At 59.7% G+C, this 17,692-nt stretch carries 17 protein-coding genes; 13 read left to right on the top strand and 4 right to left on the bottom strand.

The features are described 5' to 3' along the window. Positions 1–50: 50 nt before the first annotated feature. The 7 genes from VXL81_RS12385 (at position 51) to VXL81_RS12355 (ending at position 8,208) form a co-directional block, all read left to right on the top strand. Positions 51–860, top strand: a complete 810-nt coding sequence (locus VXL81_RS12385) for an N-formylglutamate amidohydrolase (RefSeq protein ID WP_340547381.1) — start codon at positions 51–53, stop codon at positions 858–860. Then, on the top strand, positions 853–1,449 hold the full coding sequence (locus tag VXL81_RS12380; protein WP_416554504.1) for a TRAP transporter small permease subunit: 597 nt from the start codon (positions 853–855) through the stop codon (positions 1,447–1,449). The genes VXL81_RS12385 and VXL81_RS12380 overlap by 8 nt, the downstream gene beginning before the upstream one ends. Further along, positions 1,449–2,951, top strand: coding sequence for a TRAP transporter large permease (locus tag VXL81_RS12375; RefSeq protein WP_340547383.1), 1,503 nt, complete (start codon positions 1,449–1,451; stop codon positions 2,949–2,951). Before VXL81_RS12380 ends, VXL81_RS12375 begins: the two co-directional genes overlap by 1 nt. A gap of 51 nt (positions 2,952–3,002) precedes the next feature. Beyond that, the gene (locus tag VXL81_RS12370) at positions 3,003–4,037 is read left to right on the top strand and encodes a TRAP transporter substrate-binding protein (RefSeq protein ID WP_340547384.1); all 1,035 of its coding nucleotides are present in this window, start codon (positions 3,003–3,005) and stop codon (positions 4,035–4,037) included. Between the two features lie 115 nt (positions 4,038–4,152). Beyond that, complete coding sequence (locus VXL81_RS12365; RefSeq protein ID WP_340547385.1) at positions 4,153–5,505, top strand: glutamine synthetase family protein; 1,353 nt, start codon at positions 4,153–4,155, stop codon at positions 5,503–5,505. An 80-nt stretch (positions 5,506–5,585) separates the two neighbouring features. Further along, positions 5,586–6,968, top strand: a complete 1,383-nt coding sequence (locus VXL81_RS12360; RefSeq protein ID WP_416554502.1) for an aldehyde dehydrogenase family protein — start codon at positions 5,586–5,588, stop codon at positions 6,966–6,968. 94 nt (positions 6,969–7,062) lie between these two features. Beyond that, positions 7,063–8,208, top strand: coding sequence for an iron-containing alcohol dehydrogenase (locus VXL81_RS12355; protein ID WP_416554500.1), 1,146 nt, complete (start codon positions 7,063–7,065; stop codon positions 8,206–8,208). A gap of 131 nt (positions 8,209–8,339) precedes the next feature. Here VXL81_RS12355 and VXL81_RS12350 read toward each other — a convergent pair whose 3' ends face one another. Then, the gene (locus tag VXL81_RS12350) at positions 8,340–8,960 is read right to left on the bottom strand and encodes an HD domain-containing protein (protein WP_416554498.1); all 621 of its coding nucleotides are present in this window, start codon (positions 8,958–8,960) and stop codon (positions 8,340–8,342) included. Then, complete coding sequence (locus tag VXL81_RS12345) at positions 8,957–10,102, bottom strand: TauD/TfdA family dioxygenase (RefSeq protein ID WP_416554497.1); 1,146 nt, start codon at positions 10,100–10,102, stop codon at positions 8,957–8,959. Before VXL81_RS12345 ends, VXL81_RS12350 begins: the two co-directional genes overlap by 4 nt. Before the next feature lie 112 nt (positions 10,103–10,214). Here VXL81_RS12345 and VXL81_RS12340 point away from each other — a divergent pair, with 112 nt between their 5' ends. The 3 genes from VXL81_RS12340 (at position 10,215) to VXL81_RS12330 (ending at position 12,585) form a co-directional block, all read left to right on the top strand. Further along, positions 10,215–11,069: a LysR family transcriptional regulator gene (locus tag VXL81_RS12340; protein ID WP_416554495.1), complete on the top strand. Its 855-nt coding sequence runs from the start codon at positions 10,215–10,217 to the stop codon at positions 11,067–11,069. Between the two features lie 122 nt (positions 11,070–11,191). Beyond that, a complete protein-coding gene (locus tag VXL81_RS12335) occupies positions 11,192–11,563 on the top strand; it encodes a hypothetical protein (protein WP_416554493.1) in 372 nt (123 codons plus the stop codon). A 329-nt stretch (positions 11,564–11,892) separates the two neighbouring features. Then, positions 11,893–12,585: a response regulator gene (locus VXL81_RS12330; protein ID WP_416536634.1), complete on the top strand. Its 693-nt coding sequence runs from the start codon at positions 11,893–11,895 to the stop codon at positions 12,583–12,585. Between the two features lie 20 nt (positions 12,586–12,605). On the opposite strand, the gene VXL81_RS12325 is transcribed toward VXL81_RS12330, so the two are convergent. Then, complete coding sequence (locus tag VXL81_RS12325) at positions 12,606–13,325, bottom strand: sensor histidine kinase (protein WP_416536633.1); 720 nt, start codon at positions 13,323–13,325, stop codon at positions 12,606–12,608. Continuing rightward, positions 13,315–14,715, bottom strand: coding sequence for a sugar ABC transporter substrate-binding protein (locus tag VXL81_RS12320; protein WP_416554491.1), 1,401 nt, complete (start codon positions 14,713–14,715; stop codon positions 13,315–13,317). Before VXL81_RS12320 ends, VXL81_RS12325 begins: the two co-directional genes overlap by 11 nt. 110 nt (positions 14,716–14,825) lie before the next feature. On the opposite strand from VXL81_RS12320, the gene VXL81_RS12315 reads away from it, so the two are divergent. From VXL81_RS12315 to VXL81_RS12305, 3 genes are read left to right on the top strand one after another with little or no spacing between them, the layout of a single operon-like run. Next, entirely contained in the window at positions 14,826–15,653 is an 828-nt protein-coding gene (locus tag VXL81_RS12315) for a hypothetical protein (RefSeq protein ID WP_416554489.1), read from the top strand. Between the two features lie 44 nt (positions 15,654–15,697). Beyond that, complete coding sequence (locus VXL81_RS12310; protein WP_416554487.1) at positions 15,698–16,696, top strand: ATP-binding protein; 999 nt, start codon at positions 15,698–15,700, stop codon at positions 16,694–16,696. Further along, a complete protein-coding gene (locus VXL81_RS12305; protein ID WP_340547396.1) occupies positions 16,693–17,130 on the top strand; it encodes a response regulator in 438 nt (145 codons plus the stop codon). The genes VXL81_RS12310 and VXL81_RS12305 overlap by 4 nt, the downstream gene beginning before the upstream one ends. Positions 17,131–17,692: the final 562 nt, after the last annotated feature.

The raw sequence follows: 17,692 nt of genomic DNA, 5'->3' as shown, positions 1-17,692 counted from the left end.
ACACAAAAAGTTGTACGTGAAAACATTTTTCCAAAATCAGGGAGTGCCCAATGTCACTGAGCGATTCCAACGCTCCATCTGCCGCCGCACCGGAACTGCCCAACGAGGCAGTAGAGATCTGGAATGCAGCGGGCACCGGCGATGTGCTGGTGCTGTGCGAACATGCCAGCAACCACATTCCGGCGCGGTATGAGGGGCTTGGCCTGTCGGAGGATGACCGCGCCAGCCATGCCGCCTGGGATCCCGGCGCATTGGCGGTGGCCAAGGGTCTATCGGTGGCTCTGGACGCGCCGCTGGTCGCAAGCAGGGTGTCGCGGCTGGTCTATGACTGCAACCGCCCGCCCGAAGCTGCCAGTGCCATGCCCGCGAAATCGGAACTGATCGAAGTCCCCGGCAACCGTGATCTGGATGCGGCGGCGCGGGCCGAACGGGTCGACAGCGTCTACACCCCTTTCTGCGCGGCCGTGGCGCAGGTGATCGCTGATCGCAGGGCCGCAGGCCGCGAGACGATGCTGGTGACGGTCCATAGCTTTACCCCGATCTTTTACGGCACCCCGCGCAGCGTCGAAATCGGCATCCTGCACGATGCGGACAGCCGCTTGGCCGATGCGATGCTGGAGGCCGCCCCGGCCCTGCCCGACCGCCAGATCGAGCGCAACGCGCCTTATGGCCCGCAGGACGGTGTCACACATTCGCTGGTGCTGCATGGTCAGAACAATGGTTTGGCCAATGTGATGATCGAAGTGCGTAACGATCTGTTGCAGACCCCGGAACAGGAAGCCGCCATGACAGACGAATTGCTGTGTCTGCTGCGCCCGGCCCTGAGCGCGCTGACCAGTAAGGAGGCAGCCAATGCCTAGTGCCATCAAGAGCTATGTACGCGCCATTGACGCGATGAACCGCGTGATTGGCCGTTTCGCCATGTATCTGATCTTTGTGCTGGTTGGGGTGCTTCTGTGGTCCTCGGTGTCAAAGACCTTTTTCAACCCGTCACTCTGGACGCTGGAGACCGCGCAGTTTGTCATGGTCGCCTACTATATTCTGGGCGGTCCCTACTCGATCCAGATGGGCAGCAATGTACGGATGGATCTGTTCTATGGCGCATGGTCGCTCAAGACCAAGGCCATGGTCGATGCTGTCACCGTGCTGTTCCTGATGTTCTACCTGGGGATCCTGTTTTATGGCGCCGTCAGCTCCACCGCCTATTCGCTGGGGTATTTCGGGCTTGAGCCGTTTCAGTTCTTCGGAGAGCTGCTGACAATCCTTGTGAGAGAAGGCGTCGATGCCGCCAGCGCCAAACTCGGCTATCTGGAACGCAGTTCCACCGCGTGGCGCCCCTTCATGTGGCCGATCAAAACCATCCTCTGTTTCGGCGTCTTTCTGATGCTGCTGCAATGCCTTGCTGAATTGTTCCGTGATCTCGGACGCCTTCGCGGAGACGACTTCTAATGTCCTATGAACTCATCGCCATTATGATGTTTGCCGGCATGATGCTGATGCTGATGACCGGTCAGCGTGTGTTTGGCGCAATCGGTTTCGTCGGCGCTGTGGCCGGTCTGCTGCTCTGGGGCACTGGCGGCAGTGAAATCCCCTTCTCCGCGGCCATGAAGCTGATGAAATGGTATCCTCTGCTCACGCTGCCAATGTTCATCTTCATGGGGTACGTGCTGTCGGAATCGAAGATCGCAGATGATCTCTACCGGATGTTTCACGTGTGGATGGGACCGGTCAAAGGCGGACTGGCGATTGGTACCATTGGTCTGATGGTCCTGATCTCGGCGATGAACGGTCTGTCGGTGGCTGGTATGGCCATCGGCGCCACCATCGCCCTGCCCGAGCTTTTGCGCCGTGGCTATGACAAGACGCTGGTCACCGGCACCATTCAGGCCGGATCCTCCCTCGGCATTCTGGTGCCGCCCTCCGTCGTGCTGGTGCTCTATGCGATGATCGCGCGCCAGCCGGTTGGTCAGCTCTGGCTCGCCGGTGTTGTTCCGGGTCTGCTGATGGCGGCCATGTTCATCATCTACATCTATCTGCGCGCCCGGATGCAGCCCGAACTCGGCCCCGCCATGAGCCCCGAGGATCTCGCCGAATATGAGCGCATCAGCGATCATCCGCTGCGCCTGAACTACATTGTTCTGGCCCTTCTGGTGCTGGTGCCGCTGGTGGTCAAGATGGGCATCATCGAGGCAAAACCCGCAATGGGCGTGGCTCTTGCCGGTGCTGTTCTGGCATTTGTCACCAGAGGCGTTCCGATCTTCTATCATGATGTCTTCATGAAGGAAAAATATCGCCTGCTGTTCTCCGGCGTGCTGCCCTTGGCGATCTTTGCCGCGATGATGGTGCCCTTTGTGAATGGCTGGACCTCGCTGGTGGAAAGCTCCGCCATTGGTGCGATGACCGCCTTTGTCGCGGCCATTCTCAAAGGTCGGATGAACAAGGAGGTGTTTGAAACTTCGGTGCGCTCCACCCTGGGGATTTCCTGCATGTTCATGTGGATCATCCTCGCCGCGCTTGGCTTTGGCGCAATTTTTGATGGTCTGGGCGCGGTGAAGGCGATCGAGGATCTGTTCACCACGCAGCTGGGTCTCAGCCCCTGGATGATCCTGATCCTGATGCAGCTGAGCTTTATCGTGATGGGCACGTTCCTTGATGACACCGCGATGCTGGTGATCGTGGCGCCGCTTTATGTGCCGCTTGTGGGGGCGCTGGGGTTCGATCTGATCTGGTACGGTGTGCTTTATACCATCACCACCCAGATCGCCTATATGACGCCGCCCTTTGGCTACAACCTGTTCCTGATGCGGGCGATGGCGCCACCGGAAATCGGGCTGAAAGACATCTACGTCTCAATCATCCCCTTTGCCGCTGTCATGGTGGTCGCACTCGCCCTGGTCATGATGTTCCCGCAGATTGCCCTGTGGCTGCCGGACTATGTTTACGGAAAATAACCCTCAGAAGAGCTCCGCAAGGGGGCCGGACATTCAACATGGAGAAGAGACATGACGACAAGACGTAAGTTTATACAGACCGCCGGTGTCGGCGCCCTGGCCGCACCGCTGGCCACACCTGCGCTGGCTCAGTCGAAAATCACCTGGCGTATGCAGACCTATGCCGGTGCGGCACTGGCCGAGCATGTGGTGAAACCCGCCATCGACATGTTCAACAAGATCGCAGGCGACCGCATGCAGATCGAGCTCTACTATGCCGACCAGCTGGTCCCCACCGGCGAGCTGTTCCGCGCCATGCAGCGCGGCACGATCGACGCGGTGCAGTCGGATGACGACTCGATGGCCTCGCCCACCGAAGTCACTGTCTTTGGCGGCTATTTCCCCTTCGCCTCGCGCTACTCGCTCGATGTGCCTGTGCTGTTCAACCAATATGGTCTGAACGAGATCTGGGACGAGGAATACTCCAAGGTCGGCGTCAAGCATATCTCGGCAGGCGCCTGGGACCCCTGCCATTTCGCCACCAAGGATCCGATCAACTCGCTGGCCGACCTCAATGGGAAACGCGTCTTCACCTTCCCGACCGCCGGCCGTTTCCTGAGCCAGTTCGGCGTGGTGCCGGTCACCCTGCCGTGGGAAGACATCGAAGTTGCCATGCAGACTGGCGAGCTGGACGGCATCGCCTGGTCCGGCATCACCGAGGATTACACCGTCGGCTGGGCGGATGTGACCAACTACTTCCTGACCAACAACATCTCCGGCGCCTGGGCTGGCTCCTTCTTTGCCAACCAGGGCCGCTGGAACGAGCTGCCCGAGGACCTGCAGACCCTGTTCCGTGTCTGCTGTGATCAGTCGCATTATTATCGCCAGTGGTGGTACTGGGGTGGCGAAGCCTCCTTGCGCGTGAACGGCGACAAGATGAAACTGACTACGATTCCGGACAATGAATGGCAGCAGGTCGAAGACGCCGCCGTCAAATTCTGGGACGAGATCGCCGCCGAAAGCCCGACCAAAGCGCGCGTTGTCGAGATCATCAAGAAGTACAACGCCGACATGCAGAAGGCTGGCCGCCCCTATCGCTACGGCTAAGGCTGCCACAGAAAACCGAATTTGGCCCGCGTGCGGTGGGCCAAATTCCTTCCCAAGGAATTTGCTCAACTTTTTTAGTCAGAAAGTTGTGGCCTCAGAACACAAAGGGCTGCTCATGCTCTCCTTCGATACGCTCAAAGACCAGGTTGCCGACGGCACCGTTGATACAGTTCTTGTGTGCCTTGTGGACATGCAGGGTCGGCTGATGGGCAAACGCTTTCACGCCAAGCATTTTGTGAACGGCGCCTGGGAAGAGACCCATTGCTGCAACTATCTCCTCGCCACCGATCTGGCGATGGCGACGCCGGAAGGCTATGCCTCGACCAGCTGGGAAAACGGCTATGGCGATTATGTCATGAAGCCGGATCTGGCCACGCTGCGCCCGGTGCCCTGGCTGGCTGGCACGGTGATGGTGCTCTGTGATGTGCTGGATCACCACAGCCATGAGGAAGTCCCCCATTCTCCCCGCGCCATCCTGAAACGTCAGGTGAACCGTCTCAAAGAGATGGGTTTTGACGCGATGTGCGCCACCGAGCTGGAATTCTTCCTGTTCGAGAAGAGCTTTGACGAAATCCGCAAATCCGGTTTCCGCGATTTGCAGCCGATCTCGGGCTACAATGAGGACTACAGCATTCTGCAGACCTCGCGTGAGGAACATATCCTGCGCCCGATCCGCAACCATCTGTGGGATGCAGGGCTGCCGATCGAGAATTCCAAGGGCGAGGCCGAGACCGGTCAGGAAGAGCTGAACATCAAATATGCCGCCGCGATGGATACGGCGGAATATCACACCATTGCCAAACATGCGGTAAAAGAGATCGCCCAGCAGCAGGGCCATGCCGTCACCTTCCTGCCGAAATGGCATCACGAGAAGGTCGGCTCCTCCTCCCATGTCCACCAGTCGCTGTGGCAGGACGGCAAACCTGCCTTCTATGACGAGAGCGACGCGCTGGGCATGTCATCGCTGATGAAGGCCTACATGGCGGGTCTGCTGAAATACGCGCCGGATTACACCGCCTTCATGGCGCCCTATATCAACAGCTACAAACGCTTCATGAAGGGCACCTTTGCCCCGACCCGTATCATCTGGTCGGTGGACAACCGCACCGCAGGCTATCGCCTCTGCGGTGTCGGCAGCAAGGCAATCCGCGTGGAATGCCGGATACCCGGCTCGGACATGAACCCCTATCTCGCGATTGCCGGCATGCTGGCGGCGGGTATTGCAGGCATCGAGGAAGGGCTTGAGCTGCAGGCCCCCACCAAGGGCGATGTCTATCAGGGCGACACCGGCATGATCCCCGGCACGCTGCGTGAGGCGGCGGCGGCACTCAAAAGCTCGGCCATGTTGCGGGCCACCATGGGCGATGCGGTGGTTGACCACTATGTCCGTGCGGCGGAAGTTGAGATCGAGGATTTCGAGCGGATCGTGACCGACTACGAGATTGCCCGCGGGTTTGAGCGCGTCTGAGACGCGCAGCCTTCGGCGAGAGTATTTTTGGAAAGATGACGATGGGGGCGTGGCCCCCGTCAAACCACATGAGGAAGACCATGGGCCAGACCCTGAAATGTATCTCACCGATCGACGGATCGGTCTATGCCGAGCGCGAGACGCTGTCACCGGAGGCCGCAGCAGAGCGTGCCAAGGCAGCACGTGTGGCCCAGGCGGCCTGGGCCGCCCGCCCCCTGCAGGAGCGGATTGACCTGGTGATGGCCGGCGTCGCCGCCGTGGGGGCCATGAATGACGAGATCGTGCCGGAGCTGGCCCACATGATGGGGCGCCCGGTGCGTTATGGCGGCGAGTTTGGCGGCTTCAACGAACGTGCCAGCCACATGGCCGCGATTGCGGCAGAGTCGCTTGCGGATATCGAGGTTGGAGAGGACGCCACCTTCAAACGCTACATCAAGCGCGTGCCCCATGGGGTTGTGTTGGTGGTCGCGCCCTGGAACTACCCCTATATGACCGCAATCAACACCGTGGCGCCAGCGCTGATTGCGGGCAATACGGTGGTTCTGAAACACGCCACCCAGACGCTCCTGGTGGGCGAGCGCATGGCGCAGGCCTTCCAGTCGGCGGGCGTTCCGTCAGATGTGTTCCAGAATGTATTCCTCGACCACGACACCACATCCTCGCTAATTGCCTCAAAGGCCTTTGACTTCGTGAACTTCACCGGCTCCGTCGGTGGCGGCCAGGCGATGGAGCGCGCAGCGGCCGGCACCTTTACCGGCGTCGGCACCGAGCTGGGCGGCAAGGATCCGGGCTATGTGATGGAAGACGCCGATCTGGACGCGGCGGTGGACACGCTGATTGACGGCGCCATGTTCAACGCAGGCCAGTGCTGCTGCGGCATCGAGCGGATCTATGTCCATGAGAGCCTTTACGACGCCTTTGTCGAGAAGGCAGTGGCCATCGTGAAAGGCTACAAGCTGGGCAATCCGCTGGAGGCCGAAACCACCATTGGCCCGATGGCCAATGTGCGCTTTGCACAGGAGGTGCGCGACCAGATCGCCGAGGCGGTAGCGGCGGGTGCTGTCGCCCATATCGCGCCCTTCGCCGAGGATGACGGCGGTGCCTATCTCACACCGCAGATCCTGACCGATGTGAATCATGACATGCGGGTGATGCGCGACGAGAGTTTTGGCCCTGTCGTGGGCATCATGAAAGTCACCTCTGACGAGGAGGCGATTGCGCTGATGAATGACAGCGAATTTGGCCTCACCGCGTCGCTATGGACCCGTGATGTCGAGCGCGCCGCGCGTGTTGGCGATCAGATCGAAACCGGCACCGTGTTTATGAACCGCGCCGATTATCTGGATCCGGGCCTGTGCTGGACCGGCTGCAAGAACACCGGCCGCGGTGGGGGTCTGTCGATCATCGGCTTCCATAACCTCACCCGCCCGAAATCCTATCACCTGAAAAAAGTCACGGGCTGAGCCCCGTCATCTTTCCAAAAAATACTCCGGGGGGCTTGCCGCAGGGCAAGCGGGGGCAGCGCCCCCTCCCCGGCTTCATCACAGGAACCCACCTATGACTCTTGTTGGAAACTGGTCCTACCCGACCGCAATCAAATTCGGCGCAGGCCGGATCAAGGAACTGGCGGACGCCTGCGCTGCTGTCGGCATGAAGAAACCTCTGCTGGTCACCGACAAAGGCCTGGCCGAACTGCCTGTCACCCAAGCCACCCTCGACATCCTGGAGGCCGCGGGCCTTGGCCGGGCGATGTTCTGCGAGGTTGACCCAAACCCGAACGAGAAGAACCTCGAAGCCGGTGTTGCCGCCTACAAGGCGGGCGGCCATGACGGGGTTATCGCTTTTGGCGGCGGCTCTGGCCTCGATCTGGGCAAGATGGTCGCCTTCATGTGCGGCCAGACCCGACCGGTTTGGGATTTTGAAGACATCGGCGACTGGTGGACCCGCGCCGATGCCGATGCAATCGCGCCAATCATCGCCGTGCCGACCACCGCAGGCACCGGCTCCGAGGTCGGCCGCGCATCTGTGATCACCGACAGTGTGACCCATCAGAAAAAGATCATCTTCCACCCCAAGGTGCTGCCGACCGTGGTGATCTGTGATCCCGAGCTGACCGTGGGCATGCCGAAGTTCATCACCGCAGGCACCGGGCTGGATGCCTTTGCCCATTGCGTCGAGGCGTTCTCCAGCCCGCATTACCACCCGATGTCGCAGGGCATCGCGCTGGAAGGCATGCGCCTGGTAAAGGATTTCCTGCCGCGCGCCTATGCCGATGGCACCGATATCGAGGCGCGCGCGCAGATGATGTCGGCTGCGGCCATGGGGGCCACCGCCTTCCAGAAAGGCCTCGGCGCGATCCACGCCATGAGCCATCCGATCGGCGCAGTGTTCAACACCCACCACGGCACCACCAATGCGGTCTGCATGCCTGCGGTTCTGGCCTTCAACGCGCCGGAAATCCGCGAGCGGTTCAACACCGCAGCTGCCTATCTGGGCATCGACTGCGGCTTTGACGGTTTCTGCGCCTATGTGCAGGAGCTGAACGACAGTCTCGGTATCCCACGTGGCCTCGCGGACCTCGGCGTCACCGAAGACGCCATCCCCGAGCTGGTCCGAGGCGCCCTGATCGACCCCTCCTGCGGCGGCAACCCTGTCGTTCTGGATGAAGCCAATCTTACGCAGCTATTCAAGGACGCGATGTGATCTCCGGTTGAGGGCCACAGAATACTGAGCCCGGACCGAGCTGTCTGACGTCTGGCTCAGGTGTCGTGATTGCGGCCCCTCTCTGGCTTGAGAGGGGCCGCATTTTTATTCGCAATGATCCGGGTCTGTCCCTATTTCGCCGCGCCGCAGTGTCGATCGACCATGCGCTGCACCATCGGGGCGAAGTGCCAGAAATCGGGCGTCTTCATCCCCTCACGCTTGCCCGCCTCGTCCAGATAGCGCACCGCGATGATCTCCTTGAGGTTCGGATTGGCCTCGAACTCCACCGCTTCCTGCGCGGTCATCGGTCCCCCCTGCAGCTCCAGCGTATGGACCGAGGCAGGCGAAAGGCGTTTAAAATACTCGGGCTTGGTCGCACAGAGATAGCGTTTCGCAGCAACGTGGTAGCGACAGCAATCGGTGATCACGCTGGGAAAGAAGCGCTCCAGTACCTCGGCCCCGGCGTCCTCATGGTGGCGGTCTTCGGTATCATCGGGGTGATAGGTGCCAAACTCCGATGTGAAATGACCGATATCATGCAGGAGGGCGCCGACGATGATTTCCTCCGGCTGGCCATTCTCTTCGGCGATTGTGGCACCCTGCAGCATATGCTCTCCCATGGTCACCGGCTCGCCCAGATATTCCTCACCGCCGCGGCGATCGAAGATGGAGCCGAGGAACGCAACGATTGTGTCGCGGTCGAGTGTCTCAGGCGGGCGATGCGGCGCTGGCTGCGGTTTGCGGCTGGTCATTCCGCCGCCTCCCCCAGGGCCTGACGCCGCCGGGCCTCATAGGCAGAGCGTAGCCCGTCCTTGTCGGCATAGCAGCCCTGTAACCACCGCGTTCCTTCGCCGGAATAGCCCTTGCGCGCATGAAGGACACGGGTGTTGTCGACCACAAATGCCTCACCGGGGTTCAGGCGAAAGGTCACCTCCATTGCCGTGTCGTCGATAATCTCGCCGAACCGGCGATAGGCCGCATAATAGAGCGCCATTTTGTCGAAGGGGACATCCTGAACCGCCGCAAGGGAGCGATTGTTGAAACGCACAGCAATCAGCTCGCCATCCGGCGCCAGCTCGATCATCGGACGGCGCGAGGTCAGGCAGACCGCGGCTTCGCCAGCATATTCAAAGCGCGCGCAATGCTCGGCCAGAACGTTGAAATAGGCTTCGTTTTCCGCCTTGAGCCGCAGCGCCGCGGCAAAGCCGTCAACCACCATGTTCTCGCCGCCGGCAGCCGAGCTTTCGAGACAGTAGAGCACCTGGATCGTCGGCACGGGATCGCGATAGGGGTTGTCGGTATGGGCCTGCAAGCCAAGCCCGGTAAAGGCCAGATTGGTCGGATTCACCTCGGTACGGACCTCAAAGTGACGCCCATAGTTGGTCTCCCGGACATGACCAAAAAGATCCACAACCCGGAACAGTGCACCGTCCTCAACCGGACCGTTGACGATTTTGCCAAACCCGTAGCGTGTCACCGCGCCAAGCCAATCGTCCAACGCCGCACCACCGGCTTCCAGCGCGGCAAAATCCCCGGTGGGCACGGCCGCCATCAACCCCGCGTCCCAGGGCTCGACCCCCTCCGCGAGCCAGCCGCGCGCGTCCTGACGCGCCCGGTCATAGGCATGATCCCCAAGCCAGGACAGATCGTAATCCACGGTCTTCTCTTCCGGGACGAACCGCACCCGGAGGTGGCCGCCATCAAGCGTCGCCTCCGCAATTGCCGTGTCGGCCGGAATATCGCGCAGGGCGATCAGACGCTGGCCATTGGCCGTCGCACGGGTCTCGGGATCGCCCGCATTGTCGCGCAGCCAGATCGCGTGGAACCGCAGTTCAGACGTCCCAAGAGACAGGGTGAGATAATCGCCCGCTGGGGCAACGGTAACTGACGGCATGATGTCCTCAAGAAAGGGTCCGCAATGCGGAAGATGACTTTTGCCTGTATGTTGCCACCGGTCCTGGATAATCTCAAATTAGGAATTTCTGCACTTAGGCCAAGGTCAGCTAATGCAAAAACAGCGCTCAACCCTGCCCCCGCTGGAATGGATCCGCGCCTTTGAAGCGGCGGCGCGCTGCGGCAGCTTTACCGCAGCCGCAGACGAAACTGGGATCACCCAATCCGCCATCTCGCAGCGCATCGCCCAGCTGGAGAAACGGCTGGGGGTGGCGCTGTTCCACCGTCACCCTCGTGCCATTTCCCTGACTGTGGAGGGCGAGGCCTGGTTGCCCCATATCCAGTCGGCGCTGGACACGATGCGCGACAGCTCAGAGGCGCTGTTCGGCACCGGGCGGCGCCAGCTGACGATCTCCGCCAGCCAGTCGGTCATTGATCTGTGGCTCACGCCAAGGCTGGCAGCCCTGAGCGAGATTTCGGGTGGTCAGCTTGCGATCCAGACCATGGTGCTGGGCGCCCATGACGCGCCCGAGGATGATGTGCTGCGCATTCGCTACGGCGCCGGGGACTGGCCCCACCCCTATAAGCTGCCGCTCTATTCCGAGGAAATCGCGCCGATGGCGGCGCCCGCTCTGATCAAGGCTGCGCAGGACTGGACCGACTGGCCCCGCATTGCCTGTTCCGGTCCACGCCCGGGCTGGCCCGATTGGGTTGCCCGCCACGGCGGCGGGACAACGCCAGTACCGCATCTGCGTTTTGACACATTCCTGTCGGCACTTGGCGCGTCACAGGCCGGGGCCGGCGTTCTGCTAGGTTCGCTTCCTCTGTGCCGCGTGCCCCTGGCCGAGGGGCGGCTGGTTCGCCTTGATCGGAACCGGCTGAAACACCATGCCACCTATTGGATGATCGCCGGAAAAGACTCGGTAACCCACACGCAATGGAGCGAGCTGACACGCATCATGCAGTGAGCCGCGGCAAACGATTGGACCACGCGAATTGTCGCGATGGCAATCTGTCTTATGGGCCAGTCATGGGGGCCGGTGCATAGCTGTATCCATTCATGCAAACCCAATTAGGAGCATTGACGCCCATGAACATGTGGTTACTGGCAGCAGGAGGCCTGATGGTCGCGAACACGCTGTTGCACATCTTCGCCGGTGGTAAGAGCGTTGCACGCCCCCTGCTAAACGCGCGCGAGCTGTCTGCCGAGGTACGATATGTAAACTACTACTGCTGGCACCTGGTGAGCATTAACCTCGCTGCGGTGGCTGCGCTCTTTTTATGGCCTGCGCTGCTGAACGGGCCAGTCGTCGCCGCGATCATCGCCACCGCTCTGGCCGCCTCATATGCCCTCTGGGGGCTGGCCGTGCCGGTTCTGAACGGCCAGCGCTACAAGGATATTCCCCAGGGGTTCCTGTTTGTCCCCGTCACCCTGTCCGGTCTCGTCGGCCTGATGATCTGACACCTGTCAGGCACGATAACCACGCAAGTATCGGTATGGGCCGCGAGATGGCGGCCCAACCTGAGACGAGGTCAAACAGTTGGCCAATAGTATTTCATAGATAAAATATCTTCTGTTGATTACCCGACATCTTGTGGGCATTGAGCCTGTTCCTCATAGAAAACCACCAAAAACACCCTTAACAGCTCATGAATCGGCCGCATTCAGGGCAGGCGCGCGCTCAACTCATAGCTGTCTGGTTAAAGTCTTAACGACACTAGGCGGGCATATTAATCATTTGTTAGCGGCAAAATGACAGTCTCAGGCCAGTCTTTGGAAAGGGCGTTATCATGAATGGTACTGAGGTTACGACACAAACCAACCACGCGACACTGCCCTCTGGCAACCTATGTGTCCTGGTGCTGGATGACAGTGAATTTGACAGAACACGGATGCGAAGGCTGATTGCCCAAGCGGACAGATCTGTGAATGTGATCACCTGTTCGGATATCAAGGACTTTGAAAGAGCACTGGACGAGAATATCGTCGACCTCTGTCTGATTGACCATCAGCTGCGCGACGCCTCGGGGCTGGATGCCGTCGCCGTGGTCAAACAGCAACTGGAGACTGCGGAGGTCCCGGTGGTCATGATTTCCGGTCGTGAAGATACAGAAGCGGTTGTCAGTTCGATCCGCGCCGGCTGTGTCGACTACATCGGCAAGGGCAATCTGACGGCTGAAAAACTTCATGGTGTGATCTACAATTCCATCGCTGAAACCTTCTCCAACCCGGCCATGAAAGCCGAGGTGCAGGAAGCAACCCGTAATGTGATCCGTGGCATGGCTGAAGGCTGCATCAGCGAGCTGCAACCCAAACTGCGGCGCATGTACCGTCAGATCTCCTTTATTCGCGGCTGCCACAATCAGGGCCTGACCCCCTCCCCTGAGGCGCTGGATGAGATCGAAACCCATTGCCTGAACATCTGGCGGTTCTTCGACGAGATCGAACACTACAGCAATAGTTTCAACGAAGTTCGCCACTAGGTGGATCACCTCACCGCGGCTCAGCCACGGTGAGGTTGCTTCAGACGCACCCGAATAGTCGCCCCGTGCCGATTGGTCCGGGGCGGCAACGCGTCTACAAGACCGCCATAGCTATCGGCAAGGCGCCGCAGGATCGCCAACCCCATGCCTGCCCCTCCGGTGTCGGCGATCGAGAATTTGCTCATCGGATCAAAAATCCGTTCCAGCTTGCCTGCTGGAATTCCGACACCATCGTCTCGCACCAGCATCTCCCACATGCCGTCGTGGCAGCGGCCAACCACGGCAATGCGCACCGGCTCCGGGTTATGACCGGCCGCATTTCCCAGCAGGATCAGGAACATCGACATCAGGGCATCGGGGTTCATGTCAATCTCAGGCGGATCGAACCGCGCCCGCACGCGCAGGCCATCTGGCAGATTCAGCGCCGCAATCGCACGATCAAGGCAAGCTTGAACCGACACGTTCTCCGTCTCCCGGTATCCGGTCTTGGAATATCGCGACAGCTGGTCAAGCATCATGTTGAGCTTTTCGGCGTGCTGCCGCATCAGATCAAGGGATTGCGCCGGGGCTTCCGGCAGGGTCAGGCCTGCGTCCTCCAGATCCTCCCCAATCCAGTTCGGCAGTTCGGCAAGCGCCCTCACCGACCCCCGCAGATCATGCACGATTTTGTAGACCACTTCCATCATCGCCTGATCGCGCGTGGTCTGTCCAGCCGCCTGGTCGGGTGTATCATGTTTCATCGCGGAGCGCCTTTCGAAGTTCGGCAGGATAGGTGTCACGCAGGGCCATCCAGCGGCGCGCCTGCAACGTGGCACCCGCACGATCCGTTGTCGCACGCCAGGACTGGGCCACATTGTTGAGCGCGACCTCCGGCGTGGCGTCACCCGCCAGCGCAAGCTGAAGCCAATAGGACAAGGCGTCGAAATACTCCCCCCGCCGCGCCAGATAGAGATCGGGCATCGACGAGCGCATTGCCTGTTCATGCACCCTCAGGAACTGTGCGCCATAGGCATCGACGATTGCGGGATCCTGATATTGATCGGTCCGGAAAGGGTCAAAAAAACCACCCGTCTGCGCGATCGCCTCGGCGCCGACTTTCTGCGAAACGGCATTCACGCAAAACTGGTATGCGAGCTCAGGCTGCCTTGAATTTTTGGCGACGACGTAACTCCACCCCCAGTTGAAATACGACATGGGCACCAACGCCCCATTGATGCGCCCACCGGGCAGCGAGGCGTTGACCAGATTATCGCGCATCGCCGAGTCCGGCGCATAGAGGCTTTTCTGTGTCCCCCCCCAACCGATATTGGCGTAGATGTCACCCTCGCGGTACCGTGCCCAATTGGCAAAGAGGCCCAGGTCGGCCCCAACCAGATGGGCGCTCGAGGCGATCATCTCTTCCAATGCGGCGACGCCCTGGGCACCGGCAATCTGCGGCTCCATCGTCGGTGAAAACGGCCAGGCCCCCTTGGCGTGGAACCGGGCCCACCATTCCCAGGCCACCTTGTCGGCAGCGCGGAACAGGCAGCCGCCATAGCGTCCCGCATCCGGGTCGTGAAAGAACGCCATCTGGCGGTCCAGCTCTTCCCACGTCGCCGGTGTTGTCAGGTCTGTCCCGGTCTGATCCGCATATTTCTGTCTTAACTCAGGGTTCTCCATAAACCTTTTGTTATAAAACATTAAGAACACGTCACCGTCGGTTTGATATCCCCAGAGCCGGTCATCGAAAACATCACCGCTGGTATACATCATCGCGTCGGTCAGATCCTGCGGCGCATATTGCTGCGCCAGCCCGTCCAGGGGCAGGATCGCCTCCGCCTCGACAAGATCGGGGATTCCAAACGTTGCAGGCAGCGCCACATCGACACCGACGTCATTGAGCATTGCCTCCAGCGTCAACACCGCATTAATCTCTCCCACACCGACAACGACCAATTCCGCCCGGCAGCCACATAACGCTTCGAAACTCTTGGCAACCGGGGCCAGATTCGCCTCTGCCCCATGAGGGGTCAGAATACGCAACAGGTTGGGAGACTGGGGATCAGTTTCAGCACGTCCGGCTGCAGGCAGCAGGCCACCGCCCACCCCCAACGCCAGCGCATGCGTGGTAAAGGCGCGTCTTGTGAACATGGGGATCCTCGCGGTTGGCTATATGTCGTCAAACCTATCGTCGCCCAGTTAACGGCTGGTAAACCTCTCAACCTTATGTTGAGTCTCGCAAACAGCAAAAGGGACCCGCAGTGTCGCTAACCGCACGCCTAAGATCCTGTGTCGTCATCTGCCTCGCGTCGATCTGTGTCGCGATGTATACGGAGTGGAACGACCTTAGCCGTATTGAGCGCAAGACGGAAAACCTGTCGGACCGCACCATCCCCCTACTGGACAGGATCGCCGATCTTGGCGACCTGCAACATGGGCTGGAGGTGACATTGGCGAGGATCCGGCTCGTCGACGAACCGGATGGGCTAAAGGCGCTCGGACAGCGGCTCGACACGCTTGCACAGCTTTTTCGCGACAATTTCAGCGATCAGACAGATACAGTCACCAACGGTCCGTCCCCTGCAGATGCCGATGTCTTCCAAAAGGTTGTCAAAGGTCGGCAAGACCTCGTCGCCCAGTATGACCGGCTGGAGGTGCTTATCTCACAGGCGGCCTCCAAGATCCTGGCCCTGGAGAAATCCATCATTGTCGCGCAGATCGAGTTCGGCAATCAACAGCGTGACACCGGGAGTTCGAGCCAGTCGTATTCCTGGGCAATCGACACCGCCAAAACCCTTGGGGAGATCTCCGGCAGCGTTGCATCGCTTGCCATCCTGACCAAGGATTTCTCCATTGATACCGGCGAAAAACACAGCGCGGAAAGTCAGCGCCTCGTCGCCCAGATCAATACTCTTGCCTCCCGCCTTGCCCGGCTCAAAAACATCGATGCGCGTCACGAGATTGCCGGTGTGCTGGTCGACTATCGCAAGATAATGCTTGGCCCGGATGGCGTCGTCGAAGGATTGTCGCAGTTACAGATCAGCGAAGCGCAACAGGATCGTCTTTACAAAGAGGCTGAAGCCTCCTGAACCGCATCGGCACCTGGAGCAGGTCGAACACGCAGCGTGCGGCGATGGAGTTTCGACAAAGCGCGGCCGAAACCACGCGCATCGTGGAACGCATTCGCTTTGTCGATGTCGCTTTCAACATGTGTATGCTGTTGATTTCTCTGGCGCTCTTGTGGTTCATGATCGAGGTTCGCATGATCTCGCGCATCCATCGCCTGACCCGCCATATCCAGCGCATGTCCCGCGGCGAGCTCGACGACCCGATCAACACCAGCGGCTCGGACGAAATCTCGGAGATCGCAAAGGCTGTCGAGAAATCACGCCTCACCGCCGCTGCGCTGAAGCGCTCGAACGAGGAGCTGGAGAGATTTGCCTATGTGGCCGCACATGACCTGCGTGCGCCATTGCGGGCGATTTCAAATCTGATTGAATGGACCGAAGAAGACTTTGCCGATGAGATGCCGGCCGATGCGCAAAAGAATATCGGATTGATCCGCAATCGCACGGACAGACTATCCAGCCATCTGTCGGCGCTGCTGGATTATGCACGTGCAGGACAGATCGAGGGCGAACACGGCGCATTCAGCCTGACGCATTTTGCAGATGAGCTGCGGCTCTACTTCAATTCCAACCCGGAATTCGAAATCAAGGTCGAGCAGGATTGCGGTCCCTTCGGTGCATATCTGACACCGTTGAAAACCATCCTGATCAATCTTGTCAGCAATGCCAGCAAGCATCACGACAGATCATCGGGCACCATCCGCATCAGCAGCGAACTCTACCCGAACTACGTGGAAATAACCGTTGCCGACGATGGTCCGGGCATCCCGAAACAATACCAGGAGCAGATTTTCGTGCTGTTTCAAACGCTGAAATCCCGTGATGAAGTCGAAGGGTCCGGCCTGGGTCTGGCTCTTGTGCAAAAACTTGCCAGATCACTGGGTGGCAGCGTTTCTGTAGTTTCCAATCCGGAGGTGGCGCGCGGCACCGTGTTCACGGTCCGGATCCCGCTCAACTCCAAATCAAAGAAACCGCTGAATGACATCCAAGGATTGGCCGCATGACCAATAAAGAATCCGTTACATTCCTGATTGTCGATGACGATGAAGTGGCTGTCATGGCCATCAAACGCGCCTTAAAAAAGCTGCGTCTCGTGAACCCGGTAGAGGTCGTGGGCGACGGGCAGGAAGCACTGGACCTGTTGCGCGGCGTGAACGCTGCCGCGCTGGAGCGCCCCTATATCATCCTGCTTGATCTGAATATGCCGCGCATGGGTGGTCTGGAATTCCTGGCAGAGGTCCGGGAAGACAAGGAACTGGCAAATTCCGTGATCTTTGTTCTGACAACCTCCGATGCGCCTTCCGATATCGCGGTCGCTTATGAGCACAAAATCGCAGGCTATATCGTGAAAGAAAACGCCTATGACGCCGTCAAATCGGCCGTTGAAATGCTGGGCGCCTATGTCGAGATTGTGTCGCTTGAAAACAAGCTGAGATGAGGCCGGTCAGCGGATCAATGCTGTTGGCGCCAGCTTGCCGAAAAGGCGGGCCCTTACAATCTGTGCGGTCCATGAACGCAACGGCGGGAGAAGACTGATATTCCCGGCGCCATCGATGGCAGCATTCGTATGGCCGATGCCCCGGCGCGACTGAACGCTAATGGCGTAGCTACTCTGGCGGCGGCGCTGTTTCTTCATGGCGATATCTAGCCCCGACGCCCCCGTGGTGGCCCCCGCCCCTCAAGGCATATGGCAATACCAAGCTGTCGCTGGACCAGATGCACCTGAATGGTCTCCGGGATGCGGGCTCCGTCCATTCGGAGGCCGCGCATTCCAGTCCGAATTCTGACCACGGATCGACAGCTTGCGGCCCGACATCGGTGATCGGGAAGATTTTCCGATCCAGAGACGCTCAAATCTGCGCGACACATCCCATGTTGGAACGCGCGCATTCGAAAGACGCGTAAGATTGGAAAACGGGTCGGGCCCTGTGCTCAAACCTGCAATCGTTCTAGATTGCGACCATACAGATTGGCCGCATGGCAGAGCGGGATCGCCCGCT

This window comes from Phaeobacter sp. JH204B, from assembly GCF_048055755.1.
GTDB classification, from domain to species: Bacteria; Pseudomonadota; Alphaproteobacteria; order Rhodobacterales; family Rhodobacteraceae; genus Phaeobacter; species Phaeobacter bryozoorum.
This window is presented reverse-complemented; position numbering and strand designations above follow the sequence as displayed.